10 protein-coding genes are annotated in these 17634 nt (G+C 67.5%); 1 reads left to right on the forward strand and 9 read right to left on the reverse strand.

The window, feature by feature from the left end; all coding sequences use genetic code 11:
- Positions 1-291 precede the first annotated feature (291 nt).
- Positions 292-2367 carry a GxGYxYP domain-containing protein gene (locus tag GE073_RS14815; protein WP_028596860.1) on the forward strand — a complete coding sequence of 692 codons (2076 nt, stop codon included), beginning with the start codon at positions 292-294 and terminating at the stop codon, positions 2365-2367.
- A gap of 175 nt (positions 2368-2542) precedes the next feature.
- Here the strand turns inward: GE073_RS14815 and GE073_RS14820 are convergent, their stop codons facing one another.
- The 9 genes from GE073_RS14820 to GE073_RS14860 all read right to left on the reverse strand — a co-directional run bounded on the left by GE073_RS14820 (position 2543) and on the right by GE073_RS14860 (position 17562).
- Positions 2543-3751, reverse strand: coding sequence for a GerAB/ArcD/ProY family transporter (locus tag GE073_RS14820; protein ID WP_052332827.1), 1209 nt, complete (start codon positions 3749-3751; stop codon positions 2543-2545).
- Between the two features lie 7 nt (positions 3752-3758).
- Positions 3759-4988 carry a Ger(x)C family spore germination protein gene (locus tag GE073_RS14825; RefSeq protein WP_052332828.1) on the reverse strand — a complete coding sequence of 410 codons (1230 nt, stop codon included), beginning with the start codon at positions 4986-4988 and terminating at the stop codon, positions 3759-3761.
- The gene (locus GE073_RS14830; RefSeq protein WP_228551547.1) at positions 4985-6676 is read right to left on the reverse strand and encodes a spore germination protein; all 1692 of its coding nucleotides are present in this window, start codon (positions 6674-6676) and stop codon (positions 4985-4987) included. The genes GE073_RS14825 and GE073_RS14830 overlap by 4 nt, the downstream gene beginning before the upstream one ends.
- A 702-nt stretch (positions 6677-7378) precedes the next feature.
- On the reverse strand, positions 7379-9427 hold the full coding sequence (locus GE073_RS14835; RefSeq protein ID WP_052332829.1) for an alpha-galactosidase: 2049 nt from the start codon (positions 9425-9427) through the stop codon (positions 7379-7381).
- A gap of 146 nt (positions 9428-9573) precedes the next feature.
- On the reverse strand, positions 9574-11991 hold the full coding sequence (locus GE073_RS14840; RefSeq protein WP_052332830.1) for an alpha-L-rhamnosidase-related protein: 2418 nt from the start codon (positions 11989-11991) through the stop codon (positions 9574-9576).
- Positions 11978-14299: a class I SAM-dependent methyltransferase gene (locus tag GE073_RS14845; RefSeq protein WP_028596861.1), complete on the reverse strand. Its 2322-nt coding sequence runs from the start codon at positions 14297-14299 to the stop codon at positions 11978-11980. Before GE073_RS14845 ends, GE073_RS14840 begins: the two co-directional genes overlap by 14 nt.
- Before the next feature lie 8 nt (positions 14300-14307).
- Positions 14308-15150: a carbohydrate ABC transporter permease gene (locus GE073_RS14850; RefSeq protein ID WP_052332831.1), complete on the reverse strand. Its 843-nt coding sequence runs from the start codon at positions 15148-15150 to the stop codon at positions 14308-14310.
- A 6-nt stretch (positions 15151-15156) separates the two neighbouring features.
- Positions 15157-16104 carry a carbohydrate ABC transporter permease gene (locus GE073_RS14855; protein WP_052332832.1) on the reverse strand — a complete coding sequence of 316 codons (948 nt, stop codon included), beginning with the start codon at positions 16102-16104 and terminating at the stop codon, positions 15157-15159.
- A 105-nt stretch (positions 16105-16209) separates the two neighbouring features.
- The gene (locus tag GE073_RS14860) at positions 16210-17562 is read right to left on the reverse strand and encodes an ABC transporter substrate-binding protein (protein WP_028596864.1); all 1353 of its coding nucleotides are present in this window, start codon (positions 17560-17562) and stop codon (positions 16210-16212) included.
- Positions 17563-17634 lie beyond the last annotated feature (72 nt).

A 17634-nucleotide genomic window follows, 5' to 3' on the forward strand; every position in this document is an offset into this window, starting at 1 on the left:
TAGGCTGAGTCCTCGAGAAGCAACCGCCGCCCTCCGGCGACATGGGCTCAAAGCCGCATCCCGCGCCGTTTTCTCGTATGACGATGGTCCTGGCCGGGCGCCCTTCGATGCATTTTGCGCTCCGAATTTGTCGAAGCCCTTGAATCATATATGTAAAATATATTAAATATAAATGCAAGCGATTTCAGTCCTCCATTCTCCGCCGAGGAGGTGAAGGCAAGCTTGCGGCCTCGCCGGCCGCGACATCCCGCCCTTGTTTCGCCATTCTGAGAAAAAGAGGTGCTTTTGTTAATGAAACGCAAGCTTACCGCCGCCGCTCTCGCGCTTGCCTGCTTCGGATCGTTCGGCCTCGGCGCGTCCGCCGAGCCCGGCCCTGCGGATGCCGCGGCCGGAGCCGCCAAGCCGCCGTCCGGCTCCATCTCCTGGCCCGCGCAGCAGCAGCTGCCCCGCTTCGCGAAGGTCAAGCAGCTCGAGGTCGCGGACATCTACGACGCCCCGGGCGACGTCAAGCTGCTTTTCGCTACGCTGCAGGGCCTCGTCAACCGCAGCGAGCCGCGCATTTACCTGCTTGAGAACAAGGAAGAGGGCAAGTTCGCCTGGCTGAACGAGCTGGACGTCCCCTACAAGGTCCGCGACAGCGAATGGTCGATTCTCGACAAGTTCAAGCAGGACGTCAAAGGAATCATCGTCTACGATCCGCAGCTGCCCGATTCGATCAACGTCGCCACGACGCTCGCCGGAATCAAAAGCGCCGTCGTCGCCAGCCCCGAGCTGGCCGAGAAGCTGACCGCCCCGCCGTATGCCTTCCCCGTGCTGGACGATCTGCGGGGACGCTTCAAGGACCGTCTCGACGCCTACGCCTGGCAGTACGAGCAGCTGTGGAGCCGGACGACGCGGCGCATGCTCGTCGGACTGAGCCCGGATACGTCCGTCCGCCTGCCGGAGAGCGGCATCCCGTCCTCGTTCAAGACGGTCGCCGAGGAGACGGCGCAGGAGCGGGACGCGGCCAACCGCAAGGTGTACGAGCTGGATTTGTCGCCGTTCCTCGGCCAGGAATCGGTCTACCTGCGCTTCGACGACGCCTTCCCGCAGGACGGCTGGGGCCCTGCCGTCCATGAGGTGGCGGTCCAGGCCGACGGGCAGGAGATCGCCCGCTTCGTCGCCGGCACTCCGCAGGAGCAGCCTTATCTGTACGACGCCCAGCAGTCGCAAGCATCGGAAGGCAGCGGCGGCCACCGCTTCGCCGACAACGGACGCTACTTCGTCTACCGCTTCACGCCGCCCGCAGGCGCCAAAAAGCTGACCGCCGCCGTCGAGATGTGGAACCAGTTCAAGGTCAGCGCCGGCAGCGCGCAGCCGCCCACGTCCGAGCAGAAGGAGCCGTACGGCTACCTGCGGGACTATGCCGTCGCCAACAAGGCGATGGTGTTCTGGCTCGACCCGAACCTCCCCCGGGAGCGGGAGCTGTTCGAGCGCATTCTCGCGGATACCGCCCCCGGCACGCCCTACCTCGGCTGGTTCAGCAACGATACGGCCGGAGAGTTCAGCGGCGTGGAGATCGCTTCGCGGCATAGCGTCTACGTGCTCGCCGCCGACTGGTTCAGCAACCTGACCGTCTTCTCCGGCGAGCGCCCGATCGGCGCGCCGCTCAAGCCCGCCAAGGCGCCGAAGCTCCAGAACAAGATCTACGTCAGCTATACGTTCAGCGAAGGCGACAACTTCCAGTACAACCAGCACCGGATGCGCGTCCTTTGGGACGATCCCGCGCGCGGCCAGGTGCCGATCAACTGGACGTCAAGCCCGCTGCTGCTGGACGGCGCGCCGGCGATGCTCCAGTATTACCTGAAGACGGCGACGCCGAACGACCAGCTCGTCTCCGGTCCTTCCGGAGCCGGCTACTTCTATCCCGAAGCCTGGCCGGACAGCACGTTCGCGTCCTTCCTGAAGCAGACGTATCCGTATCTGAAAAAGACCGGCATGACGATTCCCTACGTGCTCAACCGCATCGACAGCGACAACGTGCCGCTCAGCGCCGCCAAGGCGAGCGCCTATGCCGACGAGTACGATGCTCCCGGCCTGTTCCTCAGCTGGGAGGACCGGTTCGGCGTCGAGATCGCCCAAAACAAGCTGCCGATCTCGACGATCCAAGGCATCGGCACGGTCGACGACGGGAAGCGGGTCCTCGCCGCGGCCAAGGCAGGCTGGGACGGCAAGTCGCCGCTCTTCGTCTCGCTCGGCCTGCTCGCCTGGAGCTTGACGCCGACGGACGTCGCCGCCCTGAACGGCTCCCTCGGACCGGAATTCGAGGCGGTCCTCGCCGATCCGTATTTCTCGCTCGTGCGCGAGGCGAACGGCCTCAAGCGCTGATCCGCCGCATGGCGTGATCCGCCGCATGGCGCCCCTGCCCCTGCCCGGCCCGCCGCCGTTCGCGTCCGTTTTCCGTGCGCGGACGCGGGCAGCGCGGCCGGCCGAGGCGGCGCAGCGCCAAAAAAGCCCTTGGACGCGTCCAAGGGCTTTTTCGCTTGCGAACCAAGGACCGGGCTCAAGACGAGGATCGCGGCTCCCCGCCGCTTCGGCTTCCGCCCTTCGCTCCGTCCGCTCCGCCGGCCTTGCCTGCGCCGGTCTTGCCTGCGCCGGCTCGGCCTCCCTCCGCGCGCTGCCGCTCCGCCTTGCGCTTCACCCAGCCGATGCCCATGACGAGCATGAGCGCCGGGAGCAGCAGCTGGTAGATCGGCGTCAGCTTGAGCGACAGCTCCAGACCGAGCCACAGATGGAACGTGTTCGTCGGCTCCAGGAACGCCGCCCCGTAGATGATCGGTCCGATCATCAGGGCGCCGGCCGGCAGCGGCAAGCCGCAGGCGGAGCGCAGCAGCAGCGCGGACGCCAGATAGAGGGCCGAGATCTTGACGTACAGGCCGATGTAGAGCAGCAGCGTGACGAGGATGTCGAGCCGCTCGATGAAGCTGGCCAGCCGGATCAGCTCGACCGCCTCCAGCGTCGGCAGCGCCTTGATCGAGGCGATGGCCGGGCCGAGCACCATCATGATGACGGCGTTGACGGCGACCAGGAACAGAGCCACGACGGCGTAGGCGCCGTAGCTGGCCGCGCCCGCCCGCTTGCTGGCGGCGGCGTATTTCCAATAGACGAGCAGCACGATCGTCTGGCTGAACGGAAAGGCGAGCAGGTCGGGAAACGCCGTATCCAGCACCGGACCGAGGCCGTTCTCCAGCATCGGCCGCAGCCGGTCCGGCTCGATCCGCCCGGAGGCCAGCAGCAGCACGAGCAGCAGCACGTAGCTGCCCGCGAGCGCAGGCAGCAGAATCTGCGTGATCCGGAAAAACGTCTCGACCCCTTTGGTGACGGTATAAAACGCGATGCCCGTAATAAGCAGCATGACGCACCAGATCGGCGTTTCCGGCAGCAGCGTCATGCTCGTCAGCTCGCCGAAGTCGCGGACGTTCCGCATCGACTCGTAGGCGAGCAGCAAGCCCATCGCCAGCCCGAGCGCCGTGCCGATCGCCCGGCCGAAATGCAGCTTGAACAGCCCGGCGAGATCTTCCTCCGGAGCCCGGTTTTGCAGCGTCCGGTAGCCCCACAGCACGCCCAGGCCGGCGATCGCGGCGGCGCCGAGGGCGATCCACGAATCCTGCCTCGCGTCGATGCCGAGCTCGAACATCGGCGTGCTGCCGATGCAGAATAGGATCAGGAAGATCCCGATCTGCCCGGCGCTTATTCCTTCCGGCTTGCTCATGCCGCCCTCACTCCTTCCCGCGGCTGTCCTCGGCCGCCTGCTCATAGGAGCCGTTGCTCCGTCCGGTCCGGACGATCGATACGGCGACGTCCAGCTGGGTCTCGAGCTGCGGGAACAGCCTGTCGTTCCATTCCTGCTCGAGCGCCTTCCATTCCTTCGGATAGCGGAGCCTCAGCTCGTTGCCGAAGCCGGTCAGGTCCGTCCCCAGCCTCTGCGAGGCCTTGATGCCGTCCTCCATGTCCGACTTGAGCTCCTGCGCGATCCGCAGCTCCAGCTCCAGCAGGTCGGCGGGCTTGTCGAGCGCTCCCTTGCAGTTGTACTCGAGCAGCGTGCCGGCCGCCTCGGCCTTCACCCGCATGAGCCAGCCCCCGTCCGGCTTGCGCGTCGGAATCACCTGCGTCCGGACCTGCTTGAGGCGGATGCTGTTGCGCTTCAGCCTGGCGTCCGGACAGCCGAAGGAGACGGTCGTCTCCCGTTCCTTTCCCTTGACCCACATGAGGCCGCGCGTCTCATGCGTGGAGAGCCAGCCGACGAGCCGGTCCTCCTTGAAGACGCCGAGCTTCTGCAGCCTTACCTTGGCGCCGGTATGCGTCATCTTGGCCGCATCCACGGTGTCCACCGGCTCGTCCGATCCGCTCAGTCCGATGCCCGGCACGCCGGTCGTGCGGATCGGACTGAGCAGCTCCTGCGCGACGTCGAACACCGTCATCTGGCGGAAGTTGCCTCCCTGCTTCTCCTCCTGCGTGATGAGCCGGACGATGCCCGCCCCGGAAATCTTCTCCATCGGCAGCAGCTGCTCGAGAACCAAGCGCGCGCTGCCCTCCGTGACGAACATCATGACGGTCTCGCGCGAGTCGCCGTTGCGCATGTAAGCTTCGATCAGCTCGGCGATGCCCTTGCGGGCGGCCGCTTCGCCGACGATGACGACCTGGTTGTGGGCGAAATAAAGCCGCCGCGACATCTCCTGGGTCGCCTTGGACACCGCGCCCCGGAAGCTGTCGCCTTCGGTCGTGAACACATTGACCGGCGCATGGCCCGTGCCCACATACGAGCCCTGGGCCGAGATCGCGCTCGGGATGACGAGCTGATAGCTGAGCTTCCAGCGCCCGCTCTCCGTCACGTCTACCCCGGTCGCCGAGATGATGCCGAGCTCGTTGAGCTCCTGCCGGTCCCAGCAGCCCGCCGCGCCGAGCGGGAGCAGCGCGAGCAGCAGCGCGAGCGCCGCGAGCCGCCTCATGGCTTGCCGCCGGCCTGCCGCTTGCGGCTTCCTTTGCGGGCCAGCGCGGGACGCAGCGTCATGCTCCAGCGCGGCATGCGCAGGATCGTATCCCGCCAGCTTCCTTTGACCCAGGGCGCCATCGGCGCGAGGTACGGAATCCCGAACGAATGCAGCCCCGCCAAGTGGATGATGAGGATAAGGTCCAGGGAGATGATGCCGACGAACCCGAGCACGCCCGCGCTCAGCATGAACAGGAAGCGCATCAGGCGGGCGGCGTTCGCGATGTTGACCTGCGGCGCGACGAAGCTCGAGATCGCCGTGAAGGCGACGATGATGACCATCGCGGCGGAGACGAGCCCCGCCTGCACGGTCGCCGTGCCGATGACGAGCGCGCCGACGATCGAGATCGCCGGTCCGATCGCCCTCGGCATGCGCACGCCCGCCTCGCGCAGCACCTCGAACGTCAGCTCCATCAGCAGCGCCTCCACGAGCGCCGGGAACGGAACGCCCTCCCTCTGGGCGGACAGGCTGATGAGCAGATTGGTCGGCATCATTTCCTGATGGAAGGTCGTGATCGCAATGTACAGCGCCGGCAGGTGCAGGGAAATCAGAAAGGCGCCCATGCGTATGAGGCGCAGGAAGCTGGCGATGTCGAAGCGCTGGTAATAGTCCTCCGGCGACTGGAAGAAGCGGTACAGCGTGACCGGCGCGAGCAGCGCGAACGGGCTTCCGTCGGAGAGGATCGCCACATGGCCCTCCAGTAGGTAGGCGGCCGTCTGGTCCGGCCGCTCCGTATTGAGCAGCGTCGGAAAAAACGTGAACGTCTTGTCCTGGATATACTCCTCGAGGTAGCCGCTGTCGATGACGCCGTCGACGTCGATCGCCGCCAGCCGGCGCCGCGCCTCCTCGACCAGCTCCGGACGGGCCGTGTCCTTGAGGTAGACGAGCGCCACCTCCGTGCAGGTCTGGCGGCCGATGCGCCGCGACTCCACGATCAGCCGCTCCGAGCGGATGATGCGGCGCAGCTGGCCGAGATTCGTGCCGATCGACTCCGTGAAGCCCTGCTGCGGCCCGCGGATGACCGTCTGCGAGATCGGCTCCCCGACCGGGCGCCGCTCTCCCCCGTCGGCGTCGGCGGCGAGCGCCGTGCCGCTGCCGTCGATCAGGATGAGGCAGCAGCCGAGCAGCAGCGAGTCGAGCGCCTTCTCGATCGTCGCCACCGGCTCGGTCAGGCCGGCGGTGATGACGCCCGCGCGCAGTCGCTCCGTCGCCTCGGCCAGCCCGCCGCGGTCTGCGCGGCGGCCTTCCTCCGCGGGCGGAGGTGCCGATTGCAGCTTGTCGAGAATGCTCTCGCGGATGCCGTTCTCGTCCACGATGCCCTGCAGGTAGAGCACGGCGAGGCGGACGCCCGGAAAAGCCGGCGATTCCGTCATCCGCAGCCGCAGATCGGCGGAATCGCCGAATTGGCGGCGAATCGCCTGCGCGTTCGCCGCCAGCGACGCGCTGAGCGGCGTCGCGCTTTTGCGCCGGCCGGGCGAAGGGGCCGCCTTCAGCGGGCCCCCCGTCCGCTTCTCCGCTCCGCCGCCGCTCCGGTCCGCGGCGCTTGTATCGCCGGCGCCGCTCCGCGCGCCGCCGCTTCCCGCTCCGGTTCCGTCCGACGCTCCCGGACCGGATCTGGCCGTCTTGTTTCCGCCGCCGCTTTCCATCTCTTGTCCCTCCTTTGCCAAGTCGTCCTTATTTTGGGCCAGGAACAGGAAAATTATGTCCGCTCCATGCTGCGGCTCGCTCCTCGCTTTTTCGAACGTTTCCGGGGAACTATGGAGGACGCGCGCTGCGCTGGCTTCGCGCGGTTTTTCCGCGCGCAGGGCGCCCCAGCGACTCCTCCAGTGGTACATTTACCATTGACGCGCGCTTTCTCCGCCCCAGCGGCTCCTCCAGTGGTACATTTACCGTTGATGCGCGCTTTTTCCACCCCAAGCGCTCCGCCTCGTCTAACCGAATGGACGGCGAGACGGACTCTGGGGCCGCTTGCAGAAGTCCTTTGACGAAAAACTCGGGCTGCAGACTCCCTGGCACGCGATGCCAAGGCTGCAGCCCGAAAAACGGGGCAAGGCCTCCCCTGTTCGTTCCATCCCCTAACCCGCCTGCGAAGATAGGACCGCTTTAACGCCAAAAAACCTTGCCGCCGCTCGAGGCGAAGGCAAGGCCAGACGGGACGACTGCAACGATTGCAACGGCTGGACCGATTGGAACGGCTGGAACCCGGACTGCGGCTCCCGGCGACCGCCGGCTGGACGCCTCCAGCGGCGGGCGGACACCAGCTGGACGGCTCAGCGGCGAGCGGACGCTAACCGACGTCTCCACCGGCAGGCGACCGCCAGCCGGACATCTCCAGCGGCGAGCGGCCGCTAGCCGGACGCCTCCGGCTGCTCCGGCGGCAGCAGCCGCAGCCGGTACAGCGCCGACTGCTCCTCCGCCCAGCCGTCGAACGCCAGCCCGTCCTGCAGCAGCGACGCTCCGGACCGCAGGAGCGGCTCCGACGTCCCTCCGAGCTCCCGCAGCTCGTAGGCTCCGTCCGGCCGCAAGCCCCGGAGCCGGACGACTCGGCTCGCCTCGCCGCCTTCCAGGCGGAAGACGGCCAGCAGATGCTCCTCGCCGAGCGCGTACTGGAACGCCGCCCAGCGGCTGCCTCGTCCATCGCGCAGCGGCTGCGCCGTCAGCCGGTACAGATCCGCTTCGCGCACGAAGCGGCTGACCTGCTCGCGGTAATCGCGGACATGGACGGCCAACCTTTCCGCCAGCCGCCGCGGAAGCTCGGGCAGCTTTTGCGAGACGCCGAACGCGCCGAGCATGCCAATGCGCGTATAGTAGTCGAAGCGGACTTCCGACAGCGTCGGATCCTGCGGATCGAAGCGCTGCTTGGCGAAGTCGCCGAGCCAGTGCGAATAGCTCCAATGCAGCGCGCGCTCGGGCGCGAGGAACGTGCTGGCGCCCCAGAACACCTGCAAGCTGTGCTCCGGCCAGTCGGGATCGCTGAGAAACGACAGATGCGTGACGCGGGCCATGCCGAGATCGAGCCGCAGCCCGCCCGAGGAGCAGTTTTCCAGCAGCACCTCCGGATGGACGGCGCGCAGCCGCTCCAGCACCTCGTACAGGCCGCGCACATGCTCGAACAGCCCGTCTCCCTCGCCATGCCCGTGATCGGTACGGTCGCAGCCCCCGAGCGGATCGACGTTGAAATCGAGCTTCACCCATTCGCAGCCGCTCTCGCGGATGAGGCGGTCTAGCTCGGCGAACGCCCACTCGCGCGCTTGCGGATTGCCGAGGCAGACGTAGCCGAGCGGCTCGCCCTCGCGCCGCGCCGGGAAGTCCGGCCTGCGCCCCGCGAGCTCCGCGTGCCGGCCCAGCCCTTCGATCTCGCACCACAGGCCGAAGCGCATCCCGAGCCGCCGAGCCTCGTCCGCGCACTCCCGCACTCCACCCGGAAACCGCATGCGGTTGACCTTGTCCCAATCGCCGCGCTGCTCGTGCCAGCCGCCTTCCGCATCCTCGCTTCCGAACCAGCCCGCGTCGAGCGTGCAGACGCCGAAGCCGAGCTCCGCCGCGGCCGCCGCGTTCGCCTTGAACGTCGCGGCGTCGATCTGCGTGTCTTCGTAGCTCCACCAATGGTTCCACTCGGCGGGCAGCTCGCGGCTCACCGCGTTGTCCGGGTACCAGTGGCGGCGTCCGACCCGCGCCAGCGGCAGCGAGAGCGCATGCCAGTCTCCCCCTTCCCCGGCGACGACCGCGACGGACGGCGTCCGCATCGACTCGCCCGGCTGAAGCGTCTTGAAAAACGCCCACTCGTTCAATCCGGCTCCGGCGTCGATGCCGCTCGGCGTCCGCCGGCAGGAGGCCGACCAGTTGCCGGACCAGATCGGCGACAGATGCACCAGGCGGCCGTCCGAGCGCTCCAGCGTCAGCCAGGGATGCATGCCCTTCGACGAGCGTCCCCAGCGCGTCTGCGCGATAAACTCGACATCCAGCTTTTCCGAGCGCGGCTCGAATTCCGCTCCCCAGTCGCTGTCAAACGCATGGACGATGTACTCGCCATCCTCCAGCCTCAGCCGCATCGGCTCGATCCGCTCGATCCGGAGCGGCTGATCGCCGGCGTTGCGGATGTCCAGCCAGCGCTCCGCCACCGCTTCGCCCTCATAAAATACCGTATGGCAAACGATATCGAGGCCCGCCCCGGCAAGCCGGGCCGACTCCCGCCAGCGACCCTCCTCCTGCCGCGTCTCCGTGCCGAGAGGCTGCAGCAGGGGAGACAGGCCGGTCAGCTCGGCTCCCCCGGCCGTCAGGCGAAACCCCTCTCCCGCGTCGCTCTCTGCGCCGAACAGGCCGATGCCCGTACCGAGCCGATGCGCGCTTCGCGACAGCAGCCGGCCCGGCTCGCTGTCTGCTCCTCTTGCCTTCATCCTCCGCTTCCTCCTTCCGGTTCGCTCGCTTCGATTGGTTCGACCGCCGTCCGGCCCTGTCCAGGCCTATCCAGCCTATCCGGACCTGTCAAAGCCAAATCCAGTCCTATCCGGCCCTACCCGGCCCTAACCGGACCGGCCCGGGCTCAAGCGCCGCCCGTTGCCGACCGGCGGATCCGCCGCACCGTGAGCGGCGTGCCGCCCCGGGCTTCCAGCCGCAGCTCGCCGTCGGCGCGGCCGACGATGCGGCAGTCCGCCCCGGCGGCCTCGACCTCCTCCCGCTCGCCGCAAGGCAAGGAGAGCTGCATCGTCCAGTCCGGAGCGCTCAGCTCGATGCGGTATTCGTCACCGTCCTCCCCGAGCCGGATGGCCATCGCCAGCTCGATGCCGTCCTGCTCGCCGCCGAGCAGGAGCCGGTCCAGCGAAGCCTCCTTCCAGGCTTCGGGCAGACGGGGCCTCAGCTCGACCCGCCGCTCATGGGCGCGCGGCGTCACGCCGAAGAACTGGCGCACGAGCGGGTAGTGCAGGCCGTAGCCCGTCCACGCCTGGACGAAGCAGCCGTAGTCCGGCGACATCTCGCTGATCGAGCCCGGCAGACGCCGGCCCAGCGTGCCGGCGATCTTGCCCATATTGCGCAGCGCCTCGTCCATCCGGCCGTAGCGCGCTTCCGCCACCGCCTGCACGGCGGTCGAGATCGTCATCATCTGCGTGCGGTACATGCCCGACAGATACATGCCGTCCGGGCCGGAGAACTCCTCGCCCGCCAGCCGGTCCAGCGCCCGCAGCGCCTTCTCCCGCGGAGCGAGCCCCGCCTCAAGAGGGGTGTTGACGACCCAATTCTTGAACAGCCAGGCACGCCGCTCGTCTGCGGGCGCCTCCTCGATCGACGCCAGCAGCCGCTCGAGCTCGCGCGCGGCCGCCGGCGCCTCCATCGCGTCGGCGCGGGCGACATGTACCGGCAGCCGCTCGCGCACCTCGCCGACCGACGCGACGGCATCGGCGTACAGCCCTTCCTCCTCGAGCCACAGCTCCTCGTCGATCTGCCGCTCCAGCCGATCCGCCAGCCGCCTCCAGCGCCGCGCCTCCTCGCCTTCGCCGACAAGCTCCGCCATCTCCGCGCCGTCCTTCAGCGCCTTCCAGGCGTAGACCGCCGTATCGACGAGCCGCACGTTCAAGCCTTCGATCTCGATGATGCCGTAGCCGAGAGGCAGCAGGTCGTCCGTCTCCTCCTTGCCGGCGAACAGCCATTCCAGCCCGTCCCGGACGGCCGGATAAGAGCGCTGCAAATACGCCCGGTCCCCGGTCCAGCAGAAGATTTCCCAGACGCAGGAGATGAAATGCGGCGTTTCCTGCGCGTTGCCCGGATGGGCCGCGACGCCGAGCGTCGTCAGCTCGTGCAGGATGCGCCCGTTGCCGTTCGCCTTGGCGGAGGCTTCGCGGATCAGCTCCGACGTCTCGATCGCGAGCGACTGGCGGCCGATCGTCAGCAGCGCCGGCAAGGCGTAGCTGTTGTCGCAGCCGAACCACCACGGATACTCCGGTATGCCCGCCGCCAGTCCGCGGCCGACGCCGGGAACGTCGACATGCAGCCACTCGGCATGGACCTTCGCCCAATCGAACGCCTCGACCAGCCGCTCGTCGGGCAGCTCGACCGTCGTGCGCCCCGCGTATTCCTCGTAGCGAAGCCGCTTCTGGCCGCGCAGCTCGGCATGCCGCTCGCGGATCGTACGGAACGAGGCGAGCGCCTCCTCCTCGGAGACGGACGAGCCCGCCACGAAATAGCGCAGCCGCGCCGTCCCTCCAGCGGCAAGCTCGATCCGCCGCTTCACATGCCCCGCCGCTCCCGGTCCGGCGGTGCGCGGCGCGTCCGGACCGTAGTCCCCGACCGCCGCCTCCGCCTCATCCGTCTCCGCGCCGAATACGACGGTCCACGGATGAGCCGTGTCGCGAGCCGCGATGCCGATGCCGGGAACCGCCGCCGCCTCATCCGGGGCGTCCTCGACGCCGGCCTGCTCGCTGAACCAGACGGGACGCAGGTCGGAGCGCGCCTGAAACACGACTTCCAGCTCCCGGCTCCGGCCGCTGCGATCGCGCAGCTCGAGCTCTACGACCAGTCCCGCCAGCCCGTCGGGGCAAAACTGCGAGCGGACAGCCTCCAGCTCCAGCGCCGGCAGCGTGTAGACATGCTCGTTGAAATAAGCGTAGTTGCGGAACTGCTCCGCCTTTTGCAGCCATTCGCCGCCGGCCGATCCGCCAGCGCCAGCTTCGGCCACATGCACCCAGAAGCCGTCCAGCAGCTTGATCGGATGCGCCCACAGCCCGCCCATCTCGTCCGGAATATGATGGCCGAAATCGGGAAAGCCGCCGTCCTGCGCGCCGATCAGCATGCTGCGCGTTCCGGCCGCGACGAACAGATCGAGCGGCTCTCCCTCGCGATTGCGGCGGCTCGCCTGCAGCCCGCGCAGCCGCTCCGCTCCCGCGGTCCGTTCCGCCCCTTCGGTCCGCTCTACTCCCGCGGTCCGTTCCGCTCCCGCGAACGGCTCGTTGTCTCTATCGGTTGACATGGGCCCCTCCCCTTTCCTTGGCTTTCGACGCTTCCCCGCGCCCGAAGCGCGCGGCGGGAAGCAGCAGCAAGTAGCATAGGCATGCGGCCGCCAGCGTCCAGCGCAAGCCCGCCGTCAGCGCCAGCGCGGCGCCGAGCCAGGAGCCCCACAGCCCCGCGATGCCGGAGACGGCGAACAGCAGCGGCGAGCTGCCCGGCCGGCGCCGCTCGGCGACGGCCAGGCGCTGCGGCAGCGGCACGCCGGCCAGCAGGCCGATCGCCGCGCCCGCCAGCCCGAGCGCCCCGAGCCGGGCCGCGGCCGGCAGCGCCGTCAGGCTGCCGCCCCACAGCGCCTCGGCGGCGGTCAGCGCGGCGATCAGCAGCGCCGCCCCGATCGCCGCCGCCGATTCCGGCAGGCGGCGCCCGGCGAGCCGGCTGCCGAGGCTGCCCCCGGCCAGCATCGCCGCCAGCACGATCGCGGCCGCCAGCGCCGGACTGCCGGCATATTTGAGCGCCTTTTGGATCAGCGCCGCCTGCAGCAGCATATAGCCGGCTCCGGCCAGCACGGCGACGAGCAGGCTCGCCTGGTCCGCCCGCGCTCCGGACGGACCGGCCGCCCGGGACAGCGCGCGCTCGCGCCTCCAGATCCAGACGCCGAGCAGCGCGGTGAGCAGCGCGACGGCCGCCAGCCACGTCCGCAGCGATGCCGGCAGTCCCGGCGTCAGCAAGTAGAAGAACGGCCGGTCGTCGACCGTCGGATAGACGTTGTAGTCCGAGTCGGCGACAAACCGATCGAACGGCATGGCGCCGTCGATGAGCGGCTTCAGCAGCTGCTCGCTGCTCCCCGGCAGGAACAGCGTCTGCAGCTTCAGCGCCTGCGCTCCCGCGAGCAGCGTATCGAGCTGCTTCTGCTGCAGCGGCTGCCGCTGCAGCACCGTCAGCGCCAGCCCCGGCGACTTCGATTCGGGCGAAGCGAGCAGCAGCGCGGCGTGGCGCACCGCCTCCGCCGGCTTCGCTCCGGTCAGCTCCATATGCGCCGCAAGCGCCGTATAAAAGGCGCGTACGCCCTCGATGCCCTGATGCGAGACGACGATCAAGCGGCCGTTTTCGTTCAGCTTCTGCATATAGGCTTGAAACGCTTCCCGCGTGAACGCGTAATTTTCGCTCAGCGCGTGCCCGTTCGTCCCTCCGACCTGGGAGTAGACCAAATCGAGCGCGATCAGGTCGAAGCCGCCGTCCGAGCGCTCCAGCACGCTGCGCCCGTCGCCGACGACGACCTCGACTCCGGGCTCGGCCAGCAGGGCTCGGCCGAACTGCTCGTCCTCGCGCATCGCCTGGACGAGCGAGCCGCTCATCTCGACCGCGGTCACCGACTTCGCGCCGGCGAGCAGCGCGTACAGGATGTCGCGCCCGCCGCCGGAGCCGACGATTGCCGTCTTGCCGGCCGGACCGGCGGCGAACGGCAGGAACTCGATGTCGCCGGCCAGAGAGGCGACCGAGCGCAGGTTCCCGTCGTAGCGGTACATGTAGCTGCCCGCTCCGCCGTCGACGAATACCGTCTTGCGGTCCGCTTCCGCGCCGCCGACGACGTCGGCGCGCGCGAACGCGTCCCAGTAGGAGCGCTCCAGCTCCGCTCCCGGCTGCCGCAGCGCGGCGACGATCGTTTTGTCCGGAGCGGCCCCCGACAGTCCCGCGAAGTTGATCTGCCACAGGCCGGGCCCGCCTGCCGCGGCGACCAGCGGCACGGCCGCGAGCAGCAGCGCCGCCGTCCAGCGGCGCTGCGCCGGCCTGCGCTCCGGCCTGCCGCCGGGCAGCAGCAGCGCCGCGGCGAATGCCGGCGCGGCCAGCGCGAACAGCGCCGCCAGCCCGCCCAGCAGCTGCAGCAAGCCGTAGGCGGCGGCGACGCCGAGCGCGGCGCCGAGCAGGTCGGCCGCATACAGGCGGCGAGGCTCGGCTCCGGACGACAGCGCCTTGCCCATGCACCAGCCGAACAGCACGAACGGCACGGACGCCGCCAGCGCATAAAGCGGCAGCTGGCCGACATAGGGGTAGCGGGCAAGCGCGAAGCTCAGCAGCGCCGCGTAGAGGCCGGTCGCGAGCGCCGCTCCCGCGGCGGACGAGCCGGGCCGCTCCGGCAGCGCCCGCGCCGCGTAGCCGCCGATGCCGATGCCCAGCACCGCGAGCGAGACGACGAGCGAGACGTAGTGATATTGCAGCAGCACGCCGAATACGCGGGTGAGCGCGATTTCCAGCCCGAGCGCCGACGCCGACAGGCAGCCGATGCCGAGCATCCAGCGCAGAGAGGCAGGGCGGGCGTTCGCGGGAGCCACGATCGATCTCATCCTTTCATGCCGGTCAGCGTGATGCTTTCGACGAAGTATTTCTGTCCGATGAAATAAAACACGAGCGAAGGCAGCATCGTGACGACCGAGGCGGCCATCAGGAAGTTCCACTGCACGTCGTTCTGGCTCTTGAAGAAGTTGATGCCGAGCGAGAGCGTATACAGGTCCGGCTTGCTCAAATACAAAATCGGCTGCATGAAATCTTTCCAGGAATCGTTGAACTGGAAAATCGCGATCGTCACGATGGCCGGAACGGTCAGAGGGAGGATGATCCGCAGCAGGATGCCGAACGTGGACGCGCCGTCGATCTTGGCCGCTTCCTCGAGGTCGGCAGGGATGGAGAGGAAAAACTGCCTAAGCAGAAAGATGAAGTAGGCCTTGCCGAAAAACAGCGGCACGATGAGCGGATAAAACGTGTTGATCCAGCCGAACTCGCTGAACAGATAGAACTTCGGAATCATCGTGACCGTGTCCGGCAGCATCATCGTCGCCAGCGTCAGCAGGAACAGCGCGTTGCGTCCGCGCGCGCGGAAGCGGGCGAAGCCGTACGAGACGACGATGCAGGAGACGACGGCGCCGACGATCGACAGCGACGTGATGAGAAGCGTGTTGTTGAACCAGGTGCCGAACGGCAGCGAGGTGAACGTCGTTTTGTAGTTGCTCCAGCGGATCGGATCCGGCACCCACTTCGGCGGCCAGGCGAACACCTGGTACGATTCCTTGAGCGAGGTGGACAGCATCCAGGCGAACGGCACGAGCATGACGAGGGAGCCGAGCGCCAGCAGGAAATAGACGGGCGCTTGCCGCAGCAGCGCGCGGATGGGATTCGTTTTGGCCATGGCGGCTCAGCTCCTTTCTCCTTCGTAATAGACCCAGGCGGCGGATGAGCGGACGACGAGCGCCGTCAGGCCGAGGATCAGCACGAACAGCACCCAGGCAAGCGCGGAGGCGTAGCCCATGCGGAAGTTCTGGAAGGCGTGGTCGAACAGGTAGAAGTTGAAGAACAGCGTCGAGTTCATCGGTCCGCCCTTGGTCATGACGTACGCTTCGCCGAACGCCTGCATCGCCCCGATGATGCCCATGACGAGGTTGAAAAAGATCGTCGGCGTCAGCATCGGCACGGTGACGCACCAAAACTTCTGCAGCGGTCCGGCGCCGTCCAGCTCCGCCGCCTCGTACAGCGTCGACGGAATGCCCTTGAGCCCGGCCAGCCAGATGATGACGCTGCCGCCGACCGACGACCAAAGGCTCATGATGACCATCGACGGCAGCGCCCAGTCGGGGTCGAAGATCCAGCCCGGGCCTTCGATGCCGAACGCGCCGAGCACCATGTTGATGAGTCCGATCTGCGGGTTGAAGATCCACATCCACAGCACCATGACCGAGACGCCGCTGACGACCGACGGCAGGTAGAAGATCGTGCGGAACAGGCGCATGCCGCGTACGGCCTGGTTGAGCAGCAGCGACAGCAGCAGCGAGAAGACGAGGCCTAGCGGCACCGAGAACAGCGCGTACAGCGTCGTCACCTTGAGCGACTGCCAAAACAGCGGATCGCCGGTGAACGCCTGGGTGTAGTTGCGCAGGCCGACGAACTCGGCCGGCGTCAGCATGTCCCAGCGGGTCAGGCTGATGCCGAGCGAGACCGCCATCGGCACGGCGAAAAAGACGGCGAGGCCGATCAGCCAAGGCCCGGTCAACGCGTAGAACGCCAGCTCCTCCTTGCGCTCCGCGCGCGTCAGCCGCCGCTTCGTACGCTTGCCGCTCCCAGCTTCGCTTGCGGGTTGCGTTTTCATGGACAGACACCTTCTTTCCTAGGCTGCGACCGGTAGACCGCCCGTTGGCGGGTCTGCCGGAGAGAAATGCGGCGGGAAGCCGCTTCGAGGCTTCCCGCCGGATCGTTACTGCTGCTGCGCCGTCGCCAGATCGGCGGTCGCCTGCTTGGCCGCGGCGTCCAGCTCGCTCTTGATGTCGAGCGGCTTGCCGAGCATCATTTTGTCGAGCACCGTCTGCATCGCCTTGCCTCCCGAAGCGCTGAAGTGCTCGCTCGTCTTTTCCGGGAATTCCTTGATGTTCGGGATGTCGTCGAGGAACGGCTTCAGATGCTCGTTGGACGACTGGCCGAGCTTCTCGGTCGTCGACTTGACGGCGGTGAACGCGTACTGCGCCATGATTTCCTGGCCTTGCGGGCCGGTCAGGTACTTCAGGTAGTCCCAGGCCGCATCCTTGTTCGCCGACTTGGAATAGAGGCCGTAGCCGGAGTAGCAGATCGTGTTCGCCGCTCCCGCAGGTCCGGCCGGCATTTGCGCGACGCCGAAGTCGAGCTCCGGATTTTTCTCGTATTCCGCGACCGGCCAGCGTCCCGTCACCGTCATCGCGACCTTGCCGGCGGCGAACAGGTCGACGCCCTGGAAGGCGGCCGAATCGGTGCTGGAAGGCGTGATCTTATCCTTCAGGTACATGTCCTGGTACAGCTCGAGCGCCTTGACGGTGCCGTCGCTGTTCATATAGCCGTCGTACGACTTGCCGTCGGGGCTGATGACGCTGCCGCCGTAGCTGTGGATCAGCGGCAGAATCGCGCGCAGCCACGTGCCGGGCAGATTGGCCCCCCACTGCGTCGTCTTTTCGCCCTTTTTGACGGTCAGCTGCTTCGCCGTCGCATAAAAGTCGTCCCACGTCCAGCCCGCCTGCGGATAAGCGACGCCCGCCTCGTCGAACAGCTTCTTGTTGTAGTAGACCGCGATGTCGGAATAGTCCTTCGGCAGCGTGTAGTACTGGTCGCCGAGCTTGCCGACGTCGAGCACGCTTTCAAAATAGTCCTGCAGATCGATGCCCGAGGAGCCGCCGATATACGGCGTCAGATCCTCCAGCGCGCCTTTTTGCATGAACATCTTCACGTCGCCGTCGCCGACCTGGAACACGTCGGGCGCCTGGCCGGCGGCTACTTGCGTCAGCAGCTTCGTGCCGTATTGGTCCGGCACCGACTCGATGGCGATTTTGACGTTCGGGTGCTCCTTCATATAGTTGTCTGCGATCTGCTGCTGCTGCTTCAAGCCGTCGCCGCCATCCCAGGTGCCGATGCGAAGCGTTACGTTCTCGGCCTTCGGCGCGGCCGAGCCGTTCTCGGAAGCGCTTGCACTTGGCGCCGGAGTCGATGCTCCCGTGTCTCCGATGCTGTTGCCTCCGCTGCAGCCGGACAAAGCGACCGTAGCGGCCAATCCGAGCGCGGTGAATGCTGTTCCCCTTTTTCTCATGCCCAAAACACTCCTTTTTTGGATGGTGTCGGTATGTGTTTCAAAGGCTGCCGCCGCCCAGGGCGGCGGAGC

This window comes from Paenibacillus sp. B01 (assembly GCF_009649995.1).
Taxonomy (GTDB): Bacteria; Bacillota; Bacilli; order Paenibacillales; family Paenibacillaceae; genus Paenibacillus_O; species Paenibacillus_O pasadenensis.